The 25,093-nt window shown below is 66.9% G+C and carries 16 protein-coding genes and 2 riboswitches; of the genes, 10 read left to right on the top strand and 6 right to left on the bottom strand.

What is annotated here, in order from left to right:
• Positions 1–231 precede the first annotated feature (231 nt).
• A complete protein-coding gene (locus tag ACTJLD_RS15120; protein WP_440659202.1) occupies positions 232–981 on the top strand; it encodes an SDR family oxidoreductase in 750 nt (249 codons plus the stop codon).
• A 34-nt stretch (positions 982–1,015) separates the two neighbouring features.
• Here the strand turns inward: ACTJLD_RS15120 and ACTJLD_RS15115 are convergent, their stop codons facing one another.
• Complete coding sequence (locus tag ACTJLD_RS15115) at positions 1,016–1,546, bottom strand: toxin (protein WP_124839217.1); 531 nt, start codon at positions 1,544–1,546, stop codon at positions 1,016–1,018.
• A 403-nt stretch (positions 1,547–1,949) separates the two neighbouring features.
• Here ACTJLD_RS15115 and ACTJLD_RS15110 point away from each other — a divergent pair, with 403 nt between their 5' ends.
• A complete protein-coding gene (locus tag ACTJLD_RS15110) occupies positions 1,950–3,164 on the top strand; it encodes an MFS transporter (RefSeq protein ID WP_440659201.1) in 1,215 nt (404 codons plus the stop codon).
• Between the two features lie 209 nt (positions 3,165–3,373).
• Here ACTJLD_RS15110 and ACTJLD_RS15105 read toward each other — a convergent pair whose 3' ends face one another.
• Positions 3,374–3,622, bottom strand: coding sequence for a hypothetical protein (locus tag ACTJLD_RS15105; protein WP_440659200.1), 249 nt, complete (start codon positions 3,620–3,622; stop codon positions 3,374–3,376).
• A 186-nt stretch (positions 3,623–3,808) separates the two neighbouring features.
• Between ACTJLD_RS15105 and ACTJLD_RS15100 the strand changes: the two genes are divergently transcribed.
• From ACTJLD_RS15100 to ACTJLD_RS15090, 3 genes are all read left to right on the top strand, one after another.
• Entirely contained in the window at positions 3,809–5,506 is a 1,698-nt protein-coding gene (locus tag ACTJLD_RS15100) for a M4 family metallopeptidase (RefSeq protein ID WP_060316735.1), read from the top strand.
• Positions 5,507–6,075: 569 nt separating this feature from the next.
• Positions 6,076–8,178, top strand: a complete 2,103-nt coding sequence (locus tag ACTJLD_RS15095) for a putative bifunctional diguanylate cyclase/phosphodiesterase (protein WP_440659199.1) — start codon at positions 6,076–6,078, stop codon at positions 8,176–8,178.
• Between the two features lie 53 nt (positions 8,179–8,231).
• A complete protein-coding gene (locus tag ACTJLD_RS15090) occupies positions 8,232–10,562 on the top strand; it encodes a putative bifunctional diguanylate cyclase/phosphodiesterase (protein WP_440659198.1) in 2,331 nt (776 codons plus the stop codon).
• A gap of 104 nt (positions 10,563–10,666) precedes the next feature.
• Here ACTJLD_RS15090 and ACTJLD_RS15085 read toward each other — a convergent pair whose 3' ends face one another.
• Positions 10,667–12,778, bottom strand: a complete 2,112-nt coding sequence (locus tag ACTJLD_RS15085; protein WP_440659197.1) for a radical SAM protein — start codon at positions 12,776–12,778, stop codon at positions 10,667–10,669.
• Positions 12,779–13,392: 614 nt separating this feature from the next.
• Between ACTJLD_RS15085 and ACTJLD_RS15080 the strand changes: the two genes are divergently transcribed.
• Positions 13,393–13,581 carry a hypothetical protein gene (locus ACTJLD_RS15080; protein ID WP_027792696.1) on the top strand — a complete coding sequence of 63 codons (189 nt, stop codon included), beginning with the start codon at positions 13,393–13,395 and terminating at the stop codon, positions 13,579–13,581.
• Between the two features lie 117 nt (positions 13,582–13,698).
• Here ACTJLD_RS15080 and ACTJLD_RS15075 read toward each other — a convergent pair whose 3' ends face one another.
• The 3 genes from ACTJLD_RS15075 to ACTJLD_RS15065 form a co-directional block, all read right to left on the bottom strand.
• Positions 13,699–15,843, bottom strand: coding sequence for a tryptophan 2-monooxygenase oxidoreductase (locus ACTJLD_RS15075; RefSeq protein WP_134319616.1), 2,145 nt, complete (start codon positions 15,841–15,843; stop codon positions 13,699–13,701).
• A 437-nt stretch (positions 15,844–16,280) separates the two neighbouring features.
• Entirely contained in the window at positions 16,281–17,303 is a 1,023-nt protein-coding gene (locus ACTJLD_RS15070; protein WP_440659195.1) for an ABC transporter substrate-binding protein, read from the bottom strand.
• Between the two features lie 138 nt (positions 17,304–17,441).
• Positions 17,442–17,563: riboswitch (guanidine-I (ykkC/yxkD leader) on the bottom strand.
• 70 nt (positions 17,564–17,633) lie between these two features.
• Positions 17,634–17,795: a hypothetical protein gene (locus ACTJLD_RS15065; RefSeq protein WP_175854013.1), complete on the bottom strand. Its 162-nt coding sequence runs from the start codon at positions 17,793–17,795 to the stop codon at positions 17,634–17,636.
• A gap of 202 nt (positions 17,796–17,997) precedes the next feature.
• Positions 17,998–18,131, top strand: a riboswitch (guanidine-I (ykkC/yxkD leader).
• 57 nt (positions 18,132–18,188) lie between these two features.
• Between ACTJLD_RS15065 and ACTJLD_RS15060 the strand changes: the two genes are divergently transcribed.
• Genes ACTJLD_RS15060 through atzF form a run of 4 tightly spaced genes read left to right on the top strand, consistent with a single transcriptional unit; the run spans position 18,189 to position 25,073 of the window.
• A complete protein-coding gene (locus ACTJLD_RS15060) occupies positions 18,189–18,944 on the top strand; it encodes an urea amidolyase associated protein UAAP1 (RefSeq protein WP_440659193.1) in 756 nt (251 codons plus the stop codon).
• Between the two features lie 11 nt (positions 18,945–18,955).
• A complete protein-coding gene (locus ACTJLD_RS15055; protein WP_440659191.1) occupies positions 18,956–19,612 on the top strand; it encodes an urea amidolyase associated protein UAAP2 in 657 nt (218 codons plus the stop codon).
• On the top strand, positions 19,609–23,217 hold the full coding sequence (uca, locus tag ACTJLD_RS15050) for an urea carboxylase (protein ID WP_440659189.1): 3,609 nt from the start codon (positions 19,609–19,611) through the stop codon (positions 23,215–23,217). The genes ACTJLD_RS15055 and uca overlap by 4 nt, the downstream gene beginning before the upstream one ends.
• A complete protein-coding gene (gene atzF / locus ACTJLD_RS15045) occupies positions 23,214–25,073 on the top strand; it encodes an allophanate hydrolase (RefSeq protein ID WP_440659188.1) in 1,860 nt (619 codons plus the stop codon). The genes uca and atzF overlap by 4 nt, the downstream gene beginning before the upstream one ends.
• Positions 25,074–25,093 lie beyond the last annotated feature (20 nt).

Here is a 25,093-nt window from a genome sequence, read left to right as displayed (position 1 = left end):
CAAGCGTCGTACCGCGTTCGGGTGCCGGCGCGGGCCGCCGTTTCAATGACCGTGCAGGTCGGGAAGGCTGCGCATCTCCATCACGTGCAGATCGCCGCAGCGCGCGACATGGCCGTGCCGCACCACCCGCGATGCCGTTGCACCGGACTTCAACAGCAAGAAACGGAGTGTCTGCCTGCAAACGGTCGCCTACATTGCCGTGACTGACCTCACTCACGGGATGTGAAGAAGATGACCTTACTCGACGGGAAAGTCGCCATCGTCACCGGTGCCTCCACCGGAATCGGCCGGGCGATCGCACTGATGTTCGCGGCGCATGGCGCGTCAATCGTATTGGGCGCGCGAAGCGAATCCACGTTGAATCAGGTGGCCAGCGAGATTCGTCGTCACGGCGGGCAGGCGTTCGCCTGCGCAGGCGACGTCTGTCACGTCGATACGCATCGAAGGCTCGTCGCGACGGCCCTGCGCGAGTTCGGCGGTCTCGACATCACGATCAACAACGCGGGAACCGTCGGGCCGCTCAAACCGCTCGCGGACATCTCGCTCGACGATTGGCAGCACACGCTGTCTACCAATCTGACGGCCGCCTTCCTGGGCGCAAGCAACCAGATTCCCGCGATGCTCGAACGCGGAGGCGGCTCGATCGTCTTCACGTCCAGCTTCGTCGGAACCAGCGTCGGGCTACCCGGCATGTCCGCGTATGGTGCGTCCAAGGCCGGCTTGATGGGACTGGTGAAGGGCATCACCGCCGACTACGCGGCACGGGGGATTCGGGCAAACGCACTGTTGCCGGGCGGTGTGGACACCGCGATGGGGGGAGACCGTGAGCAGAAGGAATGGGCGGCCGGGCTCCACGCGATGAAGCGCATCGCCCGCCCCGACGAGATCGCATCCGCGGCGCTGTTTCTGGCGAGCCCGATGGCCAGTTTCGTTACCGGCTCGGCCCTGTTCGCCGACGGAGGCAATGCGGCCGTGAAGTGAATTCGCATCGCCGCAAACGCGCGTCGCGCCGCGCTCAACCGCCGGCGCCAACCAGCATGTCGATGACCGCGCGGGTGCGCGAAGGCCGGGTGATCTCAGTCCAGTGCAGATGCGCGTATTTCGGGTCGTCACGCAGGCCGGCGAACTTGACGCGATTCCTGGCGAACGTGGTGTACGACCACAGCAGCACCGACTCTCGCGAAAATGCCATCCGCAGCGACTCGCGGTTGCCGTGCGAAAGTTCGGTGCGCATGAGCCCGCGGCTCAACGTGCGCCAGAGCACGCGGGAGAACACCGTCCGCCGCCCGAAGTTGAGCCAGATCACGTGAGTGGCTCTCGACCAGAGCACGTCGCGCACGGCGCTGTAGTTCCCGTCGGCGACCCATCGGTCGCCGGCCGTCGCGGCCAGCACGGCGCGCTCGAACTGTTCCGGCGGCACGGCAGTCCAGTCGGGGCCCCAGTAGAGTCGATCCAGCTCGATGTACGGGCAGCCTGCTGCCACCGCCAGTGCGCTGGAAAAGGTGGATTTCCCCGCTCCGCTGGTTCCGACGACGACGAAGCGCATGGGTTTGATCGCGGTTGAATGTTGAAGCCGGCTATTGTGCCTCATGCACGAAGCGGTCGCTCGACTGCGGTTCGTCATTGAATATCGGCCATGGCCCTGCTTGCCCCACCACACTTCCTGCATTGTCGGGGCGGGCGGAGCCGGGAGCCCCTCGCCGCTCCGCAACGGTCATTTGAATTCGGCGTCTACCATTCGTTTCCCGCACCTTTGTACAATCAGCCGCTTCAGTCCTGCCGCCCACTGCCGCGGCAAACCCCGAAAAAAATAACGTGAGAGAAACGATGGCGACCGAACCCGGATTTCAGACGCGCATGTACGCGAATAGCGCCCGCGACGGGAGCCCGTCATGTGCGCTCGAATGGGTAACGACCGGGTGCGCGTTCCGATCGGATCGAGGGCTGGCATGAGCGACAAACCCGTTCTTGCCGCCGGTGCGCCGTGCGAACCTGCGGCGTCGGCTGCTTCGCTGATGGCGCTGGCGTGCCTGGTCGTATTCATGGCCCAAATGGCGACGACGGTGTACCTGCCGTCGCTGCCTGTCGTCATGCGCGAGTTGAAGATGACGCAAGGCGGCGCCGAGTTATCCATCTCCGCCTATGTGATCGGTGCCGCGCTGCCGGTGCCATTCTGGGGCGCTGCCGCGGAACGCTGGGGCCGGCGCGGCCCGCTGCTGATTTCGCTGCTGCTGTTCATTGGCAGCAGCCTGCTGCTCGCCGGCTGCACGGTCGCACCGGTGCTGCTCGTGTTGCGTGCCATCCAGGGCATCGGCGGCGGCGGCGCGGCGATCATCGCCCGAATCATCGTCCGCGACAACTGGCGCGGCGACGAACTGGCGCGACGCCTCTCCGTGTTGTCGATCGCCTTCATCACGGCCCTGGGCGGCGGCCAGTTCATCGGCGGGCTCATCGGCCGATACAGTCATTGGCAAACGGGTTTCGTGCTGATGGCCGTCGTCGCCGCGCTGGCGATCGCGCTGTCGTACGCGTTGCCGTTGAAGGCGGGAAGCCGAGCCGCCAAACCGTCGGGCCTGGCCGGTACTTACTGGCTCCTGCTGCGGCGCCCGGGCTTCCTGTGGCCAGCCTGCGCGGGCGGATTGGGGTTCGCGACGACCGTCACCTTGCAGGAGGTGAGCCCGTTCGTGTTCCAGGAGCATTTCCAGCTGGCCGTGACGAGCTTCGGCAGTATCGGCCTGCTGCTCGGCGTGGCCTATTTCAGCGGGGCGATGCTGGTCAACCGCCTCGTGAGACGGCATGGCGGCGTCCGGCTGATGCATGCCGGCGCCGCGTTGCTTGCGTTCGCAACCACGTTGATGCTGGTGTCGTGGCTGAGCGGCCTGCTGACCCATTTCACCGGCCTGTGGATCTTCATCGCGCTGTATTGCCTGGCGATCTTCGGCCAGGCGGTGCTGTTTCCGAACAGCATGGCGACCGCCGTCAGCGATGCGCATGAACACGGCGCGCATGCGATGGCCTTGTGCGGCTTCCTGCAGCAGGGACTGGCGGGCATCGCCGCGACGGCCGCGGTGCTGCAGCACCATGGCGGCACGTGGACGCTCGCCGTATTCGTGCTGGGGGCGCTGACGTGGCTGGTGGTGCAGGTCAAGGTGCGGGGCAGGTAGGCGGCCGACGTCGACGGACGGTCCATCGGCCGTATGCATCTCTCGCGAAAACAGCGGCGTGCGGCCGCGCATCCGCGTCACGCTGCGCGGATAGGGCGATGCAAGAGGCAGTGTGACGCACTCATGCTGCCGGCTGAGCCGTACCGCTCAAACAAAAGATTCGTAGAAAACTTGTTCTCGCGCGTCATTCGCGAGGCTTTTACTACGAATTAAAAGGCGGTGTCATCAAGGGCGAGAATCGGAAAGCCATTAAAAATCCCGGCGGCGTGCCCGGAATGGCAATAATCAAAATCAATATTTAATAAAGCAAATAGCATCTGCCGCGTTACCTCGAGCTTCACATCCTCCATCCCGCCCGACCCGCGCCACGCACGCCTTTCCCCAGTAACGGCGGGCTCGTCACGCACATTCCGCCGATGCGGCGTTGCCGAAACCGGCATCGCAGCCGACGAGATCATTTCAGATTTCTCACCAAATCATGACTCGATTAACATCGCCGACAGAAAATATTAACCTGTCAGAAAATATCTTGTAATTATAAAAATGACCTTCTAGCATCCCTCTGCAGTTCGTGACATGTCCTGGATCAAAGTCTGTACTTGATGCATTCCTCGAACATCACCCATACATAACCGGGGGATTACATGAAGAAACTGTCTCGCCTGCTGTCCATCACCGCGATTACCGTCGCGAGTCTCAGTGCTTTTGCCCAGGCCGGCGACCAGTCGGCCACGGTCGACAAGGCACTGCAACTGATCCAGCAGAACCCGTCCGCCTTCAGTCTGGCCGCTGGCGGCGCAGCACGCACGTTGAAGTTCGCAGGGCCGCAGGCGAGTGCGCCGACGGACGGCGATCAATTCGAGGTGCGCGACGTGATCGTCGATCCCGACGGCACCGAGCACGTGCGTTTCGACCGCTTCTACGCGGGCCTGCCCGTGATCGGCGGTGACGTGGTCGTCCATTCGAGCAAGGGGCAGTTGAAGCAGGCGAGCGTGACCCAGCTCGCGCCGATCAATCTCGCCGGCACGATCGGCAAGGTCGGAAACCGCTCCGTGATACGCAACGCGCCCGACATCGGCAACGCCAGGGTCAAGCGCATCGCGACCGCGCGCTTCAACTCGGACGTGCGCCGCGTCGACGACGCGGAACTCGTGGTGTTCGCACGCGACGTCACGCCGACGCTGGCCTATGCAGTGCGCGTATACGGCAAGTCGAACGACGTGCACGGCGATGCGGTGCTGTACTACGTCGACGCACGCACGGGCGCCGTGCTCGATGCGCAGGACCTGATCAAGACCGCCGCCGCGACCGGCACCGGCCGCTCGCTGTACTACGGCAACCTGACGCTGACCACCGACCAGACCGGCACGAACGCGTACCGGATGCTCGATCCGAATCGCGGCGGCGGCTCCGTATACGACGGCCGCGGACTGATCGCGGAGGACGTCGAGCAGGCGTCCGACCTGCCGATCTTCACGAGCAGCACGAACGTGTGGGGCAACAACGCGACCACCGACCGGCAGACCGTCGCCGCCGACATCGATTACGGTCTGGCGTTAACTTGGGATTACTACAAGACGACGCACAACCGCAACGGTATCTTCAACGACGGGCGCGGCGTGAAGAGTTTCGCGCACGTGGTGTTCGACACCGGCAGCGGCACGACCGGCGCGAACGCGGCATGGATGCCGTCGCACATCATGGTGTACGGCGACGGCCAGCCGGGCACGAGCCTGCCGAAGCCGGTCGTGTCGGTCGACGTGGCCGGACACGAGATGAGCCACGGCGTGACCGAGGCCACGGCCAACCTGAACTATTCGGGCGACGCGGGTGGGCTGAACGAAGCGACTTCCGACATTTTCGGCACGCTCGTCAAGTACTACGCGAACAACCCGAACGATCCCGGCAACTACGTGATCGGTGCGCGCGTGGTGAGCGGCGGCCTGCGCAAGATGTACAAGCAGGATCTCGATGGCAGGTCGTTCAGCTGTTACCCGTCCGGCGGATTCTCGTGGTCGAATCCGCGCCACGATCCGCATTTCACATCGGGTGTCGGCAACCGCCTTTTCTACCTGCTGGCGGAGGGCCCGACGGTGCCGTCGACCGATACCGGCCTGACGAAGGCGAAACTGGTCTGCAACGGCGACACGACCTTCACCGGGTTGGGCCGCGAGAAAGCCGGCAAGATCTGGTACCGGACGCTGACCGTGTATCTGAACGCCAACTCCAGCTACCCGAACGCGCGGCGTGCGTCGATCCAGGCGGCGAACGACCTGTACGGCGCGAATTCGGCCGAAAGCGCGACGGTCGCTCGTGCTTGGAGCGCGGTCGGGGTGAATTGATGGCGTGTGTGCCAGTGCGTTGAATGCCCGAGGATCGATCGCGTGGCGGCATTTCGTGTCGGAGAACGGAGAGCCGATCGAGCCCACGCGACGCCCGGGCAAATGACGGACGCGTGTTGATCGACCGCCTGCAATTGCGGGCGGTCGATCTCTGGAATCCGGTTTTAATCCCGTCTGCCACCTATCCCGTTCTTCGGCACCGCGTGCCGACATGGTCGAGCCTGCAGCACCTTCCTCGATAACCGCGCCGCGTTCCCTGGCCATCCGTGACGAACCCGGAAGAAACCTGACGGTGACGCGCGGCGGAATCCAGCCGTATCACCCATCGCCTACACCCGTCGGTCGATCGGCAAACCATCGGCCGATCCTTCGATATCCCGCCCCGTCTCGTTCCGGCACTTTTCCCAGAAAAAATATCTTCCGGGCAATCGTTTGCGTGCCGCCGCGCGGCGTTCAGTTTATTCATCGCATGCCGATATCCGGAAGGCGCGCCTGATCGAAGCGGCATCGCCCCGCGGTTTCGATCGGGAACGGCATCCACGCATGCGACGGATAGGGGAAGAAAGGTTTTGGCGACAGTTTTAGGGTGCATCGTTCAACGGCACAATCACTGGCTGGTCCTGCTTGCCGCGCTGTTGTGCGGGGCCGGCTCGTGGGTCACCGCGCGCCTGTTCCAGCGCACGGTGAACACCTCCGGCACGCAGCGGTTCGGCTGGCAGGTGCTGACGGCCATTTCGGCCGGCGTGGCGATCTGGTGCACGCACTTCATCGCGATGCTCGGCTTCGACGCCGGCGCGCCCGTGCAATTCGACCTGCCGCTCACGCTCGTGTCGCTGCTCATCGCGGTCGGCGGCAGCACGATCGGCTTCGTGCTGACGACCTGCCGCATCGTCAGGATCGCGCCCGCGCTCGGCGGCGCGATCGTCGGCGTCGCGATCGTGCTGATGCATTACACCGGCATGCTCGCGTGGCGGGTCGAGGGCATCGTGTCGTGGGACATCGGCTACCTGGTCGCGTCGGTGCTGCTGGCGATGACCCTCGCGGCGCTCGCGCTGCACCTCGCGCTGCGGCCGTCGCCGTACGCGGTCAACCAGATGGCCGGCGTGCTGTCGCTCGCGATCCTCGCGCTGCATTTCACCGGGATGTCCGCGCTGCGCATCACGCCGCTGACGCTCGACGGCGCGTGGACCGACGTGAACACGCTGCGTCCGCTGGCGCTGGCGGTCGCGGGTACGTCGCTCGTGATCGTCTGCACGGGGCTCGTGAGCTACGTGATCGACAGCAACGTGCGGGCCGAATCGCTCGAGCACCTGCGCCGGCTGGCACTGAGCGACATGCTGACCGGCCTGCCGAACCGGGCGAGCTTCAACGAGCGGCTGGACCTCGAAATCGCGCTGGCGCAAGAGCAGGGCACGAAGCTCGCGCTGATCGGCATCGACCTGAACCGCTTCAAGGAAATCAACGACCTGCGCGGCCACCACGCCGGCGACGAGGTGCTGCGCATCCTCGCGCGGCGCATGTCGAACCTGCTGCGCGAAGGCGAATTCGTCGCCCGCATCGGCGGCGACGAATTCGCGGCACTTTGCCGGATGGGCGACGACTCACGCCTGATGGACCTGCTCGAACGGCTCGAGCCCGCGCTCTACAAGCCGGTCAGGCTGGACGACTACGAGGTCGTGCCGGGCGCGAGCTTCGGTGTGGCCATCTACCCGGATGACGCCACCACCAAGGCGATCCTCATCAACAACGCGGACCTCGCGATGTACCGTGCGAAGGGCAGCGTCGCGCAATCGATCTGCTTCTACGAGCCGGCGATGGACCTGATCGTCCGCGCGCGCCGCAGCCTCGCGGCCGACCTGCGCCGCGCGGTGGCCGACAACCAGCTGAGCATCCACTACCAGGTGCAGACGTCGCTGACGACCGGCGAGATCCGCGGCTACGAGGCGCTGCTGCGCTGGCAGCATGCGACGCTCGGCACGATACCGCCCACCGAGTTCATTCCGCTCGCCGAGGAAAACGGCGTGATCCTGGAGATCGGCGCGTGGGTGCTGCGCGAGGCATGCGCGCGCGCGGCCACGTGGGAGCCGCCCTATACGGTCTCGGTGAACGTATCGGCCGTGCAGTTCATGCACGCGGACCTGACGGCGCTCGTGGCGGAGGTGCTCGATGCAACCGGCCTGCCGGCATCGCGCCTGCAGCTGGAGTTGACCGAATCGACGATCTTTGCCGGCCGCGAGCGCGCGCTGGATACGCTGCGGCAGATCAAGGCGCTGGGCGTGAGCATCGCGCTCGACGATTTCGGTACCGGCTATTCGTCGCTCGACACGCTGCGCTCGTTCCCGTTCGACCGCATCAAGCTCGACCAGTCGTTCGTCGCGGACGCGGAAGCGAAACCGCAGGATCGCGCGATCATCCGCGCCGTGCTCGCGCTCGGCAAGAGCCTGGGCATTCCGATCCTGGCCGAAGGCATCGAGACGCGCGACCAGCTCGTGCTGCTGGCCGACGAAGGCTGCGACGAAGCGCAGGGCTTCCTGCTCGGCAGGCCCGCACCACTCAACGAGATTGTCGGCAGCGGGCAGATCGCGCTGACCGGCAGCAACCGCGCCAGCGCGACGGTTCCCGCGTCCGGATCGGCCGTCACGGCCGAGCTGGATCCGGGCCCGCGCCGGTAAGCGACAACGCCGGATACGGCAATCCGAACGCAGGTTGCAGCAGGCAGGCTCACATGAAAACCCACTACGCACGGATGGTCAGACTGGCAAGCATCGCGGCGCCGGCCCGGAACCCGGACCTGCTCGCGGCGCAATTCCGGGTATTCGCCGGCCAGCTACCGGTGATGTACCTGATCCTCGTCTCGAGCACCTGGAGCCTCGCCGTCACGCACCTGCGCAGCACGCCGTGGTGGCTGTCGGTCGCGATGCCGGCCGCGATGACGCTCGTGTCGCTCGCGCGGCTGCTGCACTGGCGCCGCGCGCGGCTGGTGGAGCCGACGCCGGACACCGTGTCGCGTGCGCTCACGATGACGAACTGGCTGGTGATCCCGATCGCGGTGACGTTCACCCTCTGGGCGCTGCTGCTGTTCCCGTACGGCGACGCGTGGCAAAGGGCCCAGGTCGCGTTCTACATGGCGATCACGGTGATCGGCTGCATCTTCAGCCTGATGTACCTGCGCACGGCCGCGCTGATCGTGGCCGTGATCGTCAACGCCGCGTTCATCGCGTTCTTCCTCTCGACGGGCCAGCCGACGCTCGTCGCCACCGCGGTCAACATGGCTTTCGTGTCGGCCGCGCTGATCGCCGTCATCTCGGTCAACTACCGGGGCTTCGTGCGCACCGTCGACGCGCAGGCCGAATCGCGGATGCGCGAGCAGGCGCAGACGCGGCTGATGCGGATGATCGACGACATGCCGGTGGCCGTGATGACGGCCGACCCGGAGACGTTCCGCATCAACTACCTGAACACGGCGTCGCGAAACCTGCTGCGCTCGATCGAGCATTTGCTGCCGATCCGCGCGGACGATGCGCTCGGCGCGTCGATCGACTTCTTCCATCCGCACCCGCAGCACCAGCGCCGCCTGCTCGCCGATCCGGCGAACCTGCCGCATCGCGGCCGCGTGCGGCTCGGGCCGGAAGTGCTCGACCTCCAGGTCTCGGCGGTGCGCGATGCCGAGGGGCGCTACATCGGCCCGATGCTGTCGTGGTCGATCGTCACGCAGCAGGCCGAGGCGGAAGCGCGTATCCACCAGCTCGCGCATCACGATTCGCTGACCGGCCTGCCGAACCGCGCGACCTTCCTCGCCGAATTCGACACGAGCCTGCGCCGCTCGGACAAGACGCTCGGGCTGCTCTTCATCGACCTCGACGGCTTCAAGCTGATCAACGACGCGTGCGGGCATTCGGCGGGCGACGAGGTGCTGCGCCAGGTCGCGGAACGCCTTCGCGGGCAGTGCCCGGAAGCGAGGACGATGTTCGGGCGCATCGGCGGCGACGAATTCGCGGTGCTGCTGCGCGACACCGACGCGGACGGCGCGATGGGCGCGGCCGCGCGGCTCGTCGACACGCTCGTCGCGCCCTATGCGCCGTCGCCCGAGCGGCAGTTCCGCATCGGCGCATCGATCGGCTGCGTGCTGGCGCCGCATCACGGCAACGACGCCGGCGTGCTGCTGTCACGCGCGGACATGGCGCTCTATGCGGCCAAGAAAGCCGGAAAGGGTACGTACCGGATGTTCTCGCCGGACATGGAAACGAGCGCGCAGGAGCGGATCGCGCTCGAATCGAAGCTGCGCGTCGCGCTGGACGAGAACCAGGGGCTGTACGTGTTCTACCAGCCGATCGTCGATGTCCTGACTCGCAAGGTGACGACGCGCGAGGCCCTGCTGCGCTGGCATCACCCGCGCTCCGGCTGGATTTCGCCGGGCTACTTCATTCCGGTGGCCGAGCGCGGCGGCCTGATCGACCGGCTCGGCCGCTTCGTGCTCGACCATGCCTGCCGGGAGGCGGCGCGCTGGCCGGACGGCGCGCGCGTCGCCGTGAACGTGTCGGCGGCGCAGCTCGGCCACGGCACGATCGTGCCGGCCTTCGCGGCGGCGCTGGCCGGCGCGGGCCTCACGCCCGACCGGCTGGAAATCGAGGTGACGGAAACCGCGCTGCTGCATGACGAGGGCAAGGCGATCGCGGACCTGCGCGCGCTGCGTTCGATGGGCGTGCGCGTCGCCCTCGACGATTTCGGCACGGGCTTCTCGTCGCTCGCGCATCTGCGCGCGTTTCCGTTCGACAAGATCAAGATCGACGGCAGCTTCGTGCGCGATGCGATCTCGCGACCGGACTGCGCGGCCGTCGTGTGCGCGGTGGCCGATCTCGGCAAGCGCCTCGGCGTGACGACCGTCGCGGAAGGCGTCGAGACGGAGGAGCAACTGGCGTGCATCACGGATGCCGGCTGCCGCGAGGTGCAGGGCTTCCTGATCGGCAAGCCCGCGCCGGGCGAGCACGATGCGCCGGCCATTCGCTGGATCGAGCGGGCCGCGCTGGCTGCGCAGTCGACGGGCAGGCGGGCGTGAGCGACGGCGACGCGGCCGGACTGCGCGATACCCGGATCGATCGACGGCCGAAAACGTGCATTCCGGGATGACGATTGCGCGCGCCGGGCGGGTTGCGTTGAAGGTCAGGAATGCACGTCCGCGATCACGCGTCGAACGGCAAACGCCAGCGGATCGACCTCGTGCACCCCGATGCTGAGCCTTGCATCGAACGACGCCGCAAGCTGCTCGAGTTGACCGAAAGCGTATCCGGGGTCCGCGGTGACGATGGTCACGAAGGCCATACCCCGGCGATATCCCGCCTTGACATCGATGCGAACGCCGCCCGGAAACCGTTGGTGAAGCGCTTCGCGAACCAGGCCGATATCGATCTCGCCGGGTTCCGCGCGCCGGCCTTTCCGAGGTGTGACATCACGCACGAAAAAATAGGCACTGACGCGCACTTCCGGGCCGTCGATGGCGCCGACATGCGCACCTTGCCGATAGGCGAGCACCGCGAGCCGCTTGCGCCGCTCGATTCCCGATACCAGGACACACGTGCCGGCGACGTTGGTCTGGCCTTCCGCGATCATTTGCGCGAATCGAACCGCCCGCTCGCCGGAATCCTCACGCGAGCCGAAATGCAGCGCAAGCCTTGGCGTTCTACCGATTTCCGCGCCGAGCCGCTTCTTGACCGACAGCATGGCCGCGTCGTCGATGTCGTCGAACACGAGTTCCGCGGCGAGCGGGCGACCGGCGCAATAGTCGGTGAGCAGTTGCCGGATCTCGACGAGCTCACCTGGCGCGCCGTCACCCTGCAGCTCGAGCGTGACGAGGACGACCTCTCCATGCAGCCAGGTCCTGGCGGCGGGATGGGGCTTCCGGGCGGCCAGATCGCGTGCGTCATCCGCGCCTGACGCACGCACCGCGGCCAGCAGGAACACGTCGTGGGCGTGGATGCCGCCGGGCACCACGTATGCGCCTTTCTTCCAGGCCAGCGCACGCAATTCCGGAAACAGGTCGTCCGCCTCGTATCCCGTCGCGATCACCGAGCGGCCGATCGCCGCCAGCTCGCGGGGCGACCCTCCGCCCGACAAGCCCGGCCCCGCGACCGCTTCTTCCTTGAACAGGCGCTTCCACTCGGACGAATACTCGGCGTCGGGCGCCCATGACGGCAGCAGTTGTGCGAGGTAGGCGTCCGCATCCGCGATGGTCTCGAATTTCGCGACCATCACGCACTCGCCGCTGTTGTTGCCGGAGAATGCCTGCCACACGCTGACCGGCGGCGTTGACCGGGTTCGACCGGCATCTGCGCCGCGACGTGCACAACCGCGCCGCGCACTGGGCTGCTCGAGATGCGCACGCGCGTTGCGCCACCCGTGCAGGATGTCCTCCGCACTGGCGGCAGGCAGGCCGCCGTCCTGGAACGAACAGCCCTGCATGCGTTGATCGGGCGTGATGGAGACGAAGTCCAGCCCCGCGCCGCAGTCGCCACTGCCATCGGCTCCGTCGAACAATCTGGATACGGGCACCGCGTCGCCGAAGCACACCGACAGGCGGCAGGCGATCGGCGAATCCTGCACGATGGCCGCGAGCTGCGCGCGCCCCCTCGGCGAAAGGTGCCTGCGCAAATCGGGGCCGATGTAGGACAGCAACGAGACATCCTGACAACCCAGCGCGGCCAGTTCGGCCAGCAGGGCGGGGAGGCCCGGCAGCACGGCGTCGTCGACGATCAGGTTGGCGCCCCACCTTTGCCCGTATTCCGACAGGACCGTGCCCGCGTCGCGCCAGCGCACGTCGTCGTAGAGCGAGACGCGGACCTGGCCGAAGCGGCCCGCGTAGGGCGCGAACGTGTTGCGCCGGATCAGCGTTCCATTGGTCGTGACGTTCAGCGCAAGCGGCGTGGTGTGATGGAGGATGTCGATCAGCTCGGCGAATCCACGGAACGCGAACGGCTCTCCGCCGCCGAAGGCGACTTCCAGCGTGCCTGCCGCGGCGAGGCCGCGAAGGACGCCGGCGGCCGACTGGACGGACCAGGCGCTGTCGCGCCGCACATCACGCGAGCAGAATTCGCAGGACAGATTGCACTTGTTCGTTATCCCGAACATCACGACCCGGGGTGCGAGGCGCCGCAAGTGGCGGGTCGCCGCGTTCTCGATCCGGACGTGCGTTCCTGTCGCGGGGTGAAAGCGCAGCAGCGCGCCGTCCAGCGGATACGCCCTGAATGCATTGCGGTCAAAACCAGTGGAAACCGGCATCGGCGAGGCCCTCTGTCTTTCTGTCGAGGATCCCCGTGAACCCGGTGGCAGCACGGGAAACCGTCATATTTGAAGCAACTCGCGCAGTCACCATCCGTTGCCCGGCCGAGCATGAGTGGCAGGCGCGGGGAATGGCGCAAGGCGCTTCACGCTCGGGGAGAAAGAAATCCTCGAGCGCGTCGCGCCCGAAAGGGAAATCATCCCGGCGTGCAGCCGGCAGCCGGCACGCGCGGCCGCCGTAGAGTCGCACCGATTATAACGGCGGCCCGATCACGGTCCGGCCTGCGAGGTCAGATGCGGTCGAAGTCGAACGGCGTCACGTCCGGCAGACCTTCGACCCGTTGTACCTCGACGCTGCACCCAGTGCGGAGCGTGTCGATCGTGCGGCGCGCCTCGAGTGCCTTCTTTGAAACGACCCATCAAGCCGGACGGCAAGCGGATCGCGGAGAAGTGAACTGCGATGCTTGCTCGAGGTCATTTCGGTGCATGCGCAGCCGCCGTAGGATGGCGGGAGACGTGCGTTTCACATCACGTCATCTTGGCGACATCTTTCTCACGTACATCTATTGCACTTCGCCAGTTGGCGGGTGCCGATTTTTCAAGGAAGACCGACCATGGCGGCAAAACGCCTTCGCATCAACATGATTACCCGTCGCCAGTCGACGTTCGACGGCCGTCATCTCGACACCGAGGCGGTACGCCGCTACGACGCGCAAGTGCAAGACGCGATTCCCGCCCAATTGAAAGGCACGCAGGGTGCCGAGGCGGAATGGCTGCCGCGCGTGAAGGTAAGCGAGCGGTAATCCGGATACACCGATTCCGCCGTCCGGCCGCGCGCCCTGTTTCGATCGATGTGAAACGCGCCCGCCGGACGGCGGGCGCATGATGACGCGCGACGCACGCGTCTCCTTGTTCGCGAATTACTGGCTGGTGGCCAGCTCCGCTGCGGGGACCTTCACGACGGGCCGCAGACCGATCACGAGCGGACGTGCCTCAGTGGACAGCGCGCTCACGTCGCCGCGATTGGCGCGCACGATCAGGCCCGCCACCGCATTCAGTGCGCTCATGAACGCGCCTTCGAGCCAGCCGCCGAGGTGGCTGTAGCTGTCGCTGGCGATGAAGAAGCGGTTGTCGAGCGACGCGGCGAGCGCATGCGTGTGATACCGGAAGCACAGGTTGCTCTGGTGATGGTCGCCCGTCATGTCGAGCTTGAAGCCGCCGGCCGTCTTGTTGGTCGTCCAGTCGAAGACAAAGCGGTCCGCCGTGCGTGCTTCCGCGAGCAGCTGATAGAACCACCACGGTTGTGCGTTCGACGCGCCCGCATACTTCACGTACCGATACGCGCGATTTACCATCGTCCGGTACATCCCGTCCGCCGTACCGGTCTCGGTTGCCGGGTTTTGCGGATACAACCCGAAATCGTGCTGAAGCCGGGTCGAATCGTCCTCCCACGTGTAGCTGGCGAGCAGGCTCGAATACTCGGGCGCCTGGCCGTCTTCGACGATGGGGCTCGGTACCACGTAGCTCGCCGCGAGGCCGCTGTCGGAGACGACGGCCTTGATCGGTTCGCCGCGCCATTGCGGAACCCACGGCTGGTCGAGCGCGGCGGTCTTGACGGTGGCGAACACCTTCGACGAGCGCGCCATGTGAAGCTGGCCGATCGCCGTGACGATCCGGGCGTTCGCGGCGGGGCTGCTATCGCTCAGCAGCAGCGGCGGATAGACCTGGTTGTACGTATGCGTTTCGAGGCCCAGGCCCGCGTCCCCCAGATTCTGGCTGGCGGCATGTTCGAAGCCGCTGCGGCTGACGATCGGTGTCAACTGATCGTGCGGGACGGCGAGGATCACGAAATCGTAGGCTTCGGAATGGACGGCGTTATGGCTGTCGTATGACAGCAGTTGTGCGCGCGCCGACGCGGTGCCGGAATGACAGGCGTTCGCGACACGTTCCTGACGAACCTGGACGGCCAGCTTGCCGGCGCCGACGTCCTGGGCCTTGAGGAACAGATTCCGGATGAACTCGACGTTTTCCGTGACCGGCAGCGTGTATTCGTTCGAATAGTCCCAGAGGATCAGCCGCATCATCTCGACCAGCGAGATGTTGTACAGCGGCTTGAAGCCGCCGGTGCCGAAGCCGAAGCGGCCGAACAGTTCGACGTAGTAGCTGATCGATTCATCGACGTCGAGCACACCGTCGACCGGCGGCAGCGTTCCCTTCTCGAATGCAACCGTCACGATCTCGCGGACGGCCGCGCCGAGCGTCAGGCCATCGTATTGCGCGATGAACTCGGGCCAGTACTTCGTCTGAATCCGCTCGAGGGCATCGGCCGGCGGCGTAGCCGCATTCAGGATCGCCGCGATCTTGGCCGGATCCACATTGGCGATCGGATACATCGCGACATTCTCGCCTTGCGGGTTGCCCACCAGCCCGCCGGCGACGACACCCAGTACCTTCAACGTCGGCGAATCCGGATCTTCCCAGTCTTTCGGATCGCTCCCGACATAACGATCGACCCGATTGCCAAACACGAATTCGGTCGGCACCTTGCCGGGATTCGGAAATACCTTGATCGGTGCCGCGTCCCCGAATGCGGCGGACGCATAATGCCAGGTCAATCCGGCGATTTCCGGAAAGCGCATCGCGCCTACTTCGTAAATGGTGTCGCCGCTGGCGGGATCGCCGTTGTGAACGAGTGCCGCCGACACTCGTCCGGCCTTGAGCCCGCGTACCTTGATCGCCTTGATTCCCGGGCGGTCATGAAGAAACGAATCGGGATCGGCTTCGTAGATCTGCACGTCGATGCCGCTTCCTGCCGGCAGCGTCGCCGCGAGCCGGCCCAGTTCGTAGAGTGCGGCGATGCCGCCTGCTCCGCCGCCGACGATGGCGATCCTGTAGTTGCCGGCGGGCAGCGTACCCAACGGCGCGGCGGCGGCGACCGGATAGGACACCAGCGCGGAATCGGGATGCCGGTAGTTGATCCCGCTCAACCGGGCTTCACCAACGGTGGTGGCAATCTTCTTCTCGTCCTTCAGGCCGAGCAGGCGGGGAATGACGGTAACGCCCATGACGTTTCTCCATCGAGAGAGTGGAAACCGCGCGATATCGATCCCGCTTGCCGCTGGCACAGCGCGTCGGGACCGATTCAGGACAACGACAACGCATTGCGAACGAAGCTTGCGCAGTATGCGAATGCGGTTTCGCCAAATCAATCAATTTTTGTTTGAGAAACGATCGAGGAGAATGAGCGAAATGATGGAAAAGAGGCGGGCTTGGGAAGGGGGGATTTCGTGACGGTAAACGTCACGGGATCCCGATCGAATCGTCGATCATCTTCGGATTGCCGAACACGCGACCGGTGAAGCGTGCGATCAGCTGCGCAAGCACCGCCGACGGGCGACGCCTGCCTCGACATCCTCGAAAATGCGCCTCCCCGTGCTCGATGAATCGGGGAGGCGCCTCGCCAGCCTGACAGAGCCGTCAAAGGTCCGACCGCACGCAACGGTCAGTTCGACATCCCGAATCGCGGATCGATATACGCATCGATATTCTGCGACTGCTTGTACACGCCGTTGCGCACGTTGAACGCATTCGCGTTGCGCGTCGAGCCATAGATCGAATCGAGACCGTCGCCCTTGCGGAACGCATGCTTCGCAGCGGCTTCGTCGAGCAGGTGCGTGCCTTTCAGCAGCGGGAGGTATTGCTCCGGCGTGAGCCCGACGCGCGCGGACATGATCCTGACCGCATCTGCCTGCGTCTTCGGGTCGTTGATGTACGCGACGCAGCGGTACCAGACCTTGATCACCTTGGCCCAGTCGGCCCGGCGCGCGGCGAGGCTCGCGGGCGCGACCGTGATCGCATCGTAGATCAGCCCCGGCGCGTCGGCCGACGTGAAGATCGCGCGTGCGCCCGGTGCGCGCTTCAACGCCTCGTTCGCGTTCGGCTGCCATGCGGCGACGGCGGCGACATCGGTCGACGAGCCGAGCACCTGCGGCAGTTCGTTGGTCTTCGCATTGACCAGCGTCACGTCGCCATCCTTCAATCCGTGCTTCTGCAGCGCGGTTTCGAGCAACAGGTGATCGACGAGGCCGAGCTCGACGCCGACCTTCTTGCCCTTCAGCCCCTCGACGCTGCGCAGCGGCGGCTTCGCGATGATCATGTCGTTACCGGCGGAATAGTCGGTCAGCAGGATCATCACGTTCTTCGCGCCGGATGCGCCCGTCACGAGCGCATCGCCGTTGGTTGCCGCGACCGCGTCGAGCTTGCCCGCAGAAAACGCGTCGAGCGACGCCGAGTAATCGAACCATTCGAAATCGACGTCGACGCCGGCCTCCTTGAACCAGCCCTTGTCGAGCGCGACCTGGAACGCGACCCAGCCGGGCCAGTCGCTGTAGCCGATCTTCAGCGGCGCCGCCGCGTGAACGGCGGGCGCCGCGAGCAGCGCCGCAGCCGTGGCGGCGGCACCCAATGCACGACGGGCGGAACGGAAGGACAGCAGGCGGCGGAATGCCGAGGCGGGACGGGTCATCGTGTTTCTCCAGGAGACCGGGATCGGGATCGTCGATACGGACCGTGCAGGAGCACAGTCCGGCTGCGTAGCCGGTTCCTGCGGATGCGGAACGAACGAAGCGGCCACGGAGAGGCGCGATGGCCGTTGCCATCGCCAGTCTCCCGGGCTTTTGTCCCGCCGTGTAGCGCGTGCGCGTCCGCTCTCGCGATCGGACGAACCCGTGCCGGGCTGCTCTCGGACCAGACGTTCGATGAACCGGAACCCTAGCATCCCTAAGATGCGACGCCGCCGCACCTCTCGGCGTCATGCCGAGCGAGAACCGTGCCAACGACGTGCGACGAGGGCGGCTCAGCGGCGGCGTGCGGCGCGTTGCAGTTCGATGAAGCGGGCGGAGAAGAGGGCTGTCAGCGCGCGCCGGAGCAGGTCGAGCTTGTTCATGAGCGGTTGGATGTCGAGTGAAGGTGTCGCCATCGATGCAATGCCCATGCCATTGCGGATCGTGCCGTGCATGCGCATGCGACACGCACTGCGCCGGTGCGGGATCGCGTTCGCCTGGTGCGCGGCACGCCCGCCGCGAGGGCACGGGGCCGCCGCCATGTCGTGCACGCGGCGCACGTGCGGGCCGCCGCACCGCGTTGTGCAGCCGTTTCATCGAGGCTGGCACGCAACTCGCTAGATCGTTGCCCGAGAGGTGCGAAGCAATTTGCATCATCTTCAGGATCGCTAGGGTTCCGGTCATGCGGCGTTCGCGCCGCACGATGCCTGGTCCGAGAGCAATCCGGTCTTGCCTTCGCCTCGATACGAGGCAGCGGCGAGGCTCCACGGAGGGATAAAAGCCCGGGAGGTCGCGATGTCGTTCGGTCGCCCTCTCACGCCTTTTATCCAACCGACCACGGAGCCGCCATGTCGCCGAGCCCCCAAGCCGTCCTCGCCCCACCCCCGCACGTCGCGTGGGAAACGCTGATTCCCGCCGGCACCCACTGGTCCGGCATCCTGCGCCGCGGCCTCGCGCTGCGCATCGTCGATGTCGAAGGCGGCGCGAACCTGTCCGCCGTATTTCATCGCCAGGAAGACCTGCTCGAACGCTACAACATGGCCGATACGCTGAAGGCGCAGCACACCGCGCATCTCACGCGCGGCCATGCGCTGTACACGGACATGGGGCGCGTGATCGCGTCGATCACGGCCGACACGCTCGGCTGGCACGACCCGCTCGGCGGCGTCGGCGATGCGCGCCTGTTCGCACACAAGTACGGCACGACGACGTACCAGGCCGATCGCAACGCGATGATCCGCAACGGCCGCGACAGCCTCGTGCTCGAACTCGCGAAGTACGGGCTGTCGGCGCGCGACCTCGTCGCGAACGTCAATTTCTTCAGCAAGCTCGAGACGGGGGACGACGGCACGCTCGATTTCGTCCCCGGCCATTCGACGGCCGGCAGTGCCGTCGACCTGCGCTTCGAGATGAACACGCTCGCGGCATTCTCGACCGCGCCGCATCCGCTCGATCCGCGTGCGGACTATGCGCCGAAGCCGGTGAAGCTGATCGCGTACCGCGCGTATCCGGCGGACGCCGCCGCACCCGAAGACGATCCGTGCCGGCGCGCGTGCGCCGAGAACATGCGCGGCTTCACCAACACCGACCGCCTGTTCGCGTAAGGAGCCGCACCATGCCGATCATCGAAAGCCGCCTCGACCCGCGCGACGCGATCCACGACATCACGCTGAACGCGGGCGAACCGTGGCTGCACGACCTGAAGCGCGGGCAGGTCTTCCGCATCCTCGACCTCGAGGGCAACCAGGCCGTCGACACGCTGTTCTACCGGTCCGACGACCCCGAGGAGCGCTACAGCGCGCAGGACACGATCCGCGCGCAGCGCAACCTGTACCTGAGCGCCGGCAGCGTGCTGCTGTCGAGCCGGGGCAACGCGATGGCGACGATCATCGCCGATACGTGCGGGCGTCACGACACGCTCGGCGGCGCATGCGCGGCCGAGAGCAACACGGTGCGCTATGCGCTCGACAAGCGGCACATGCACAACTGCCGCGACAGCTTCCTCAATGCAATCGCGCACTGCACGTGCGGCACGGGCGCGCGGCTCACCAAGCGCGACCTCGTCGGCAACGTCAACTTCTTCATGAACGTACCCGTCACACCGCTCGGCGGGCTGACGTTCGAGGACGGCATTTCCGCGCCCGGCAAGTACGTCGAGATGCGCGCGGAGATGGAAATCACCGTGCTGATCTCGAACTGCCCGCAGCTGAACAACCCGTGCAACGGCTACAACCCGACGCCCGTGCGTCTCACCGTGTGGGAGGCCGAATGAGATTCGCCAAAGTCCTCGTTGCGAACCGCGGCGAAATCGCGTGCCGCGTGATCCGGACGTTGAAGCGGCTCGGCATCGCGTCGGTCGCGATCTACTCGGACGCCGACCGCGACGCGCGTCACGTGACGCTCGCCGACGAAGCCGTGCGGGTCGGCCCCGCGCCGGCGGCGGAGAGCTACCTGAACGTCGCGGCGATCCTCGCAGCCGCGCGCGAGACGGGCGCGCAGGCCGTGCATCCCGGCTACGGCTTCCTGTCCGAGCATGCCGGTTTCGCCGATGCATGCGAAGCGGCCGGCGTGCGCTTCATCGGGCCGCGCGGCGACCAGATGCGCGCGTTCGGCCTCAAGCACACCGCGCGCGCGCTCGCGGCCGCACAGGGTGTCGCGCTGCTGCCGGGCACGGGCCTGCTCGACGACGTGGCGACGGCGCTTGCCGAAGCCGGTGCGATCGGCTATCCGGTGATGCTGAAGAGTACGGCCGGCGGTGGCGGGATCGGCATGTCGTTGTGCCGTGACGCCGCGCAGCTCGAGGCGGCCTTCGAATCCGTCGTGCGGCTCGGCAACGCGAACTTCGCGCATGCGGGCGTGTATCTCGAGAAATTCGTCGAGCACGCGCGGCATATCGAAGTGCAGATCTTCGGCGATGGCCGCGGCGGCGCGATCGCGCTCGGCGAACGCGATTGCTCCGTGCAGCGCCGTAACCAGAAGGTGATCGAGGAGACACCCGCGCCGGACCTGACCGATGCCGAGCGCGACACGCTGCACGCGAGCGCGGTGCGGCTCGCCCGCGCGGTCGGCTACGCGTCGGCCGGCACGGTCGAGTTCGTGTTCGACGCGAACGCGCGCCGCTTCTATTTCCTGGAAGTGAACACGCGGTTGCAGGTCGAACATTGCGTGACCGAAGCAGTCACCGGCATCGATCTCGTGGAATGGATGATCCTGCAGGCCGAAGGCGACCTGCCGCCGCTCGACACGCTCGCCGTCGCGCCGCGCGGCGCGAGCATCCAGGTGCGGCTCTATGCGGAAGATCCGCACAAGCAGTTCCAGCCGAGCGCCGGCGTGCTCACGCATGTCGCCTTTCCGGACGACGTGCGCGTCGACGGCTGGATCGACGCGGGCACCGAGGTCAGCGCGCATTACGATCCGTTGCTAGCGAAGCTGATCGTGCGCGGCGATACGCGCTGCGACGCGCTGGCGGCACTGCAGGCCGCGCTGGCGCGGACCGAGCTGTACGGGATCGAAACCAACCTCGACTACCTGCGCGCGATTGCCGGCTCGGACACGTTCGCGCGCGGCGCGCCGACGACGGCGTTCCTGTCGCGCTTCGCATTCGCGCCGCACACGATCGACGTGTTCGACGGCGGCGTGCAGACCACCGTGCAGCAGGCGCCCGGGCGCGTCGGTTACTGGAGCGTCGGCGTGCCGCCGTCCGGTCCGATGGACGATCGCGCGTTCGATCTGGCCAACGCGCTGCTCGGCAACGCACGAGACGCGGCCGGGCTGGAATTCACGATGGTCGGCGCGACGCTGCGCTTCAACACCGCGACGCTGTTCGTGCTCGGCGGTGCGCCGCTCGCGGCAACGCTCGACGGCGAGCCCGCGCCGTTCTGGCAGGTGCTGCGCGCTCGACCGGGCACGGTACTGAAGCTCGGCGGCGTGACGGGCGCGGGCGTGCGCGCGTGCCTGGCCGTGAAAGGCGGGCTGCAGGTGCCCGACTATCTCGGCAGCAAGGCCACCTTCACGCTCGGCCAGTTCGGCGGTCACGCGGGGCGCGCGCTGCGCAAGGGCGACGTGCTGCATCTGCACGCGGACGCGGGGCGCGGCGATGCCGGCGCGACGCTGGCCGAAGACGACATTCCCGCCTTGACGCATGCGTGGACGCTCGGTGTGCTGGACGGGCCGCACGGCGCGCCGGACTTCTTCACGCCGGACGACATCGCGATGCTCTACGGCACGCAGTGGACGGTCCACTACAACTCGAGCCGCACCGGCGTCCGGCTGCTCGGACCGAAACCGCAATGGGCACGCGCGGACGGCGGCGAGGCCGGCCTGCATCCGTCGAACATCCACGACAACGCGTATGCGATCGGCGCGGTCGATTTCACCGGCGACATGCCGGTGATCCTCGGCCCGGACGGTCCGAGCCTCGGCGGCTTCGTGTGCCCGGTGACGGTCGTGCGCGACGAGCTGTGGAAGCTCGGCCAGTTGCGCCCGGGCGATACGGTGCAGTTCGTGCGCGCGGCCGCGTCGGCCGGGAAGCCGGCTGCTGCGATCGTGCAACCGACGCGCGACGTCGCCACGGCTGCCTCTGCCGCGCCCGGCGAATGCGTGCTGCATCGCGACCCGTCGGCGGGCGGCGGCATCGGTGTCGTCTACCGGCGCTCGGGCGATCGCAACGTGCTGGTCGAATACGGGCCGCTCGTGCTCGACCTGAACCTGCGCTTTCGCGTGCACGCCCTCATGTGCTGGCTCGACGCGCACCGGTTGCCCGGCATGCTCGACCTGACGCCGGGCATCCGCTCGCTTCAGGTGCAGTTCGATGCACGCGTGCTGCCGCTCGATGTACTGCTCGCGCATCTGCAGACTGCGGAGCGGGAACTCTCCGACGTGGCCGACATGCGCGTGCCGAACCGCATCGTGCACTTGCCGCTGTCGTGGGACGACCCGTCGACGCGCATCGCGATCGAGCGCTACATGCAGTCGGTGCGGCCCGATGCGCCGTGGTGTCCGAGCAATATCGAGTTCATCCGGCGGATCAACGGGCTGGCGAGCATCGACGACGTGAAGCGCATCGTGTTCGACGCGCGTTATCTGGTGATGGGGCTCGGCGATGTCTACCTCGGTGCGCCGGTCGCGACGCCGATCGATCCGCGGCACCGGCTCGTGACGACCAAATACAACCCCGCGCGTACCTGGACACCCGAGAACGCGGTCGGTATCGGCGGCGCGTATCTGTGCGTGTACGGCATGGAAGGGCCTGGCGGCTACCAGTTCGTCGGCCGTACCGTCCAGATGTGGAACCGTCACCGCACCACGCGGGAGTTCGAAGCCGGCAAGCCGTGGCTGCTGCGCTTCTTCGACGAGATCCGCTTCTACGAAGTCAGCGAGGCCGAGCTGGCTGCGCTGCGCGCGGATTTCATCGCGGGCCGCGCGTCGTTGAAGATCGAGGAATCCGTGTTCGACCTGGGCGCGTACAACCGCTTCCTGCGCGACGAGGCGGAGTCGATCGCGACGTTCAAGGCCGCGCAGCAAACCGCGTTCGAAGCCGAGCGCGAGCGGTGGCGGGCGGCCGGGCACGCGGAGTACGTCGGCGAAGCGGAGCAGGGCGACGCGCAGGCGGCGCGGGAAACGGCCGCGCTCGACGATACGCAGCGCGCGATTGCCGCGGACGTGTCGGGCAGCGTGTGGAAGGTGCTGGTCGAACCCGGCGAGCGCGTGACCGAAGGGCAGGTCGTCGTGATCGTCGAATCGATGAAGATGGAGGTGGCGGTGACGGCAATGGAAGACGGCACGATCGAGACAATCGATTGCGCGCCGGGCGCGGCGGTCGTGGCCGGCCAGCGGCTGATGGTGCAGAAGACCGGCGCCGCCGAGGAGGTGGCATGAGCACGACACAACGTTCGCCGCTGCCCGGGCCGGGCTCGATCGCCGCGCTGCGCGCGCGCTACGAGGCGGGCACCCTGACGCCGCACGCGCTCGTCGACGCGATCGCCGCGCATTTCGACGCGGGCGATCCGCATCATGCGTGGATCCGGCCGCTGACGCACGCCGAGATGACGACCTATGCCGACGCGCTGGCCGGACGCGACATCGCATCGCTGCCGCTCTACGGCGTGCCGTTCGCGATCAAGGACAACATCGACCTCGCGGGCATTCCGACGACGGCGGCCTGTCCGGCCTATGCGTACACGCCGGATCGCAGCGCGCCCGTCGTCGAGCGATTGATCGCAGCCGGCGCGATTCCGGTCGGCAAGACCAATCTCGACCAGTTCGCGACCGGGCTGTCGGGGCAGCGCTCGCCCTACGGCGCGTGCCGCAATGCGCTCGATCCGCGCTATGCGTCGGGCGGATCGAGTTCCGGGTCGGCGGTGGCGGTCGCGCTCGGCGTCGCGGCGTTCTCGCTGGGTACCGACACGGCCGGTTCCGGGCGCGTGCCGGCAGCGTTTCACGGGCTCGTCGGACTCAAGCCGACCCGCGGCGTGCTGAGTACGCTCGGCGTCGTGCCGGCTTGCCGGTCGCTCGATTGTGTGTCGGTGTTCGCGCACTCGCCGGCCGACGCACGGTCGGTGTTCGCCGTCGCGCAGGGCGTGACCGAAGGCGATCCTTACGGGCGCGCATGGCAGCCGCTGCCGGATGTCGACCGGGTGCGTGCGCTCGGCCAGTCGGGTTTCGGCGTACCGCGTGCCGATCAGCTCGAATTCTTCGGCGACGAATCGTATCGCGCGGCCTGGGAAGCGGCGCTCGAACGCTTGCGGGCGACGGGCGCGCGGATCGTCGAGATCGATTTCAGCCCGTTCCTGGCCGCCGCGCGGCTGCTCTACGAGGGCCCGTGGGTTGCCGAGCGGCTTGCTGCACTCGGCGCATTCGCCGCGCGGGAGCCCGATGCGCTCCATCCGGTGATTCGCACGATCGTCGGCGGCGCGTCGCGCTTCAGCGCGGCCGACGCGTTCGCCGCGTTCGACCGGCTCGCGACGCTGCGCGTCGAGGCGGGCCGCGCATGGGCCGGGCTCGACGCGATCGTGATGCCGACCTCGGCCACGACCGCGACCGTGGACGCGCTCGAAGCCGATCCGATCGGCATCAATTCGCGCTTCGGCTACTACACGAACTTCGTCAACCTGCTCGACCTGTCGGCGATCGCGGTGCCTGCCGGCGTCTGCAAGACCGGGTCGCACGCGGGGTTGCCGTTCGGGATCACGTTCGTCGGCCGCGCGCACGACGATGCGCGGCTGCTCGATCTCGCGCAGGCGTGGGTCGACGGCGATCAGGCTGTCCGTGAGGCCGGGGACGCTGCAACGGCGGACGCGGCGCCGACGGAATCCACCGGCGTCGTGCGCGTGGCCGTCGTCGGTGCGCATCTGCGAGGCGAGCCGTTGAACGGGCAACTCACGCAGCGACGCGCGCGTTTCGTCGCGGCGACGACGACGGCGGCCACGTACCGTCTCTACGCGCTGTCCGGCGCGGCATCCGGCGGCAGCGTCGCCAAGCCGGGGCTCGTGCGCGTGCCGGACGGCGGTGCGCCGATCGCGGTCGAGATCTGGGAGATGCCGGTCGACGCTTACGGCAGCTTCGTCGCGGGCATTGCGGCGCCGCTCGGCATCGGCACGCTGACGCTCGCCGACGGCTCGCGCGTGCAGGGCTTCCTGTGCGAAAGCGCGGCGCTCGACGAGGCCACGGACATCACGCGCTTCGGCGGCTGGCGGGCTTACCGCGCCCACGCCGCGGGCAGCGCCTCGCAATGAACGTCCGGTCGCGCGATGCC

The sequence above is a fragment of the Burkholderia sp. 22088 genome (assembly GCF_052045915.1).
Lineage (GTDB): Bacteria > Pseudomonadota > Gammaproteobacteria > Burkholderiales > Burkholderiaceae > Burkholderia > Burkholderia cepacia.
The sequence above is the reverse complement of the archived record's forward strand: the minus strand, read 5'-3'. Positions and strand labels throughout refer to the sequence as shown.

Coding starts and splice junctions, on each gene's coding strand:
- ACTJLD_RS15055 (WP_440659191.1), top strand. CDS start 18,956: ATGCCGATCATCGAAAGCCGCCTCGACCCGCGCGACGCGATCCACGAC.
- atzF (WP_440659188.1), top strand. CDS start 23,214: ATGAGCACGACACAACGTTCGCCGCTGCCCGGGCCGGGCTCGATCGCC.
- ACTJLD_RS15115 (WP_124839217.1), bottom strand. CDS start 1,546: ATGCGCTTCGTCGTCGTCGGAACCAGCGGAGCGGGGAAATCCACCTTT.
- ACTJLD_RS15065 (WP_175854013.1), bottom strand. CDS start 17,795: ATGCACGGCACGATCCGCAATGGCATGGGCATTGCATCGATGGCGACA.
- ACTJLD_RS15075 (WP_134319616.1), bottom strand. CDS start 15,843: ATGGGCGTTACCGTCATTCCCCGCCTGCTCGGCCTGAAGGACGAGAAG.
- ACTJLD_RS15110 (WP_440659201.1), top strand. CDS start 1,950: ATGAGCGACAAACCCGTTCTTGCCGCCGGTGCGCCGTGCGAACCTGCG.
- ACTJLD_RS15085 (WP_440659197.1), bottom strand. CDS start 12,778: ATGCCGGTTTCCACTGGTTTTGACCGCAATGCATTCAGGGCGTATCCG.
- ACTJLD_RS15120 (WP_440659202.1), top strand. CDS start 232: ATGACCTTACTCGACGGGAAAGTCGCCATCGTCACCGGTGCCTCCACC.
- ACTJLD_RS15100 (WP_060316735.1), top strand. CDS start 3,809: ATGAAGAAACTGTCTCGCCTGCTGTCCATCACCGCGATTACCGTCGCG.
- uca (WP_440659189.1), top strand. CDS start 19,609: ATGAGATTCGCCAAAGTCCTCGTTGCGAACCGCGGCGAAATCGCGTGC.
- ACTJLD_RS15080 (WP_027792696.1), top strand. CDS start 13,393: ATGGCGGCAAAACGCCTTCGCATCAACATGATTACCCGTCGCCAGTCG.
- ACTJLD_RS15105 (WP_440659200.1), bottom strand. CDS start 3,622: ATGATCTCGTCGGCTGCGATGCCGGTTTCGGCAACGCCGCATCGGCGG.
- ACTJLD_RS15070 (WP_440659195.1), bottom strand. CDS start 17,303: ATGACCCGTCCCGCCTCGGCATTCCGCCGCCTGCTGTCCTTCCGTTCC.
- ACTJLD_RS15090 (WP_440659198.1), top strand. CDS start 8,232: ATGAAAACCCACTACGCACGGATGGTCAGACTGGCAAGCATCGCGGCG.
- ACTJLD_RS15060 (WP_440659193.1), top strand. CDS start 18,189: ATGTCGCCGAGCCCCCAAGCCGTCCTCGCCCCACCCCCGCACGTCGCG.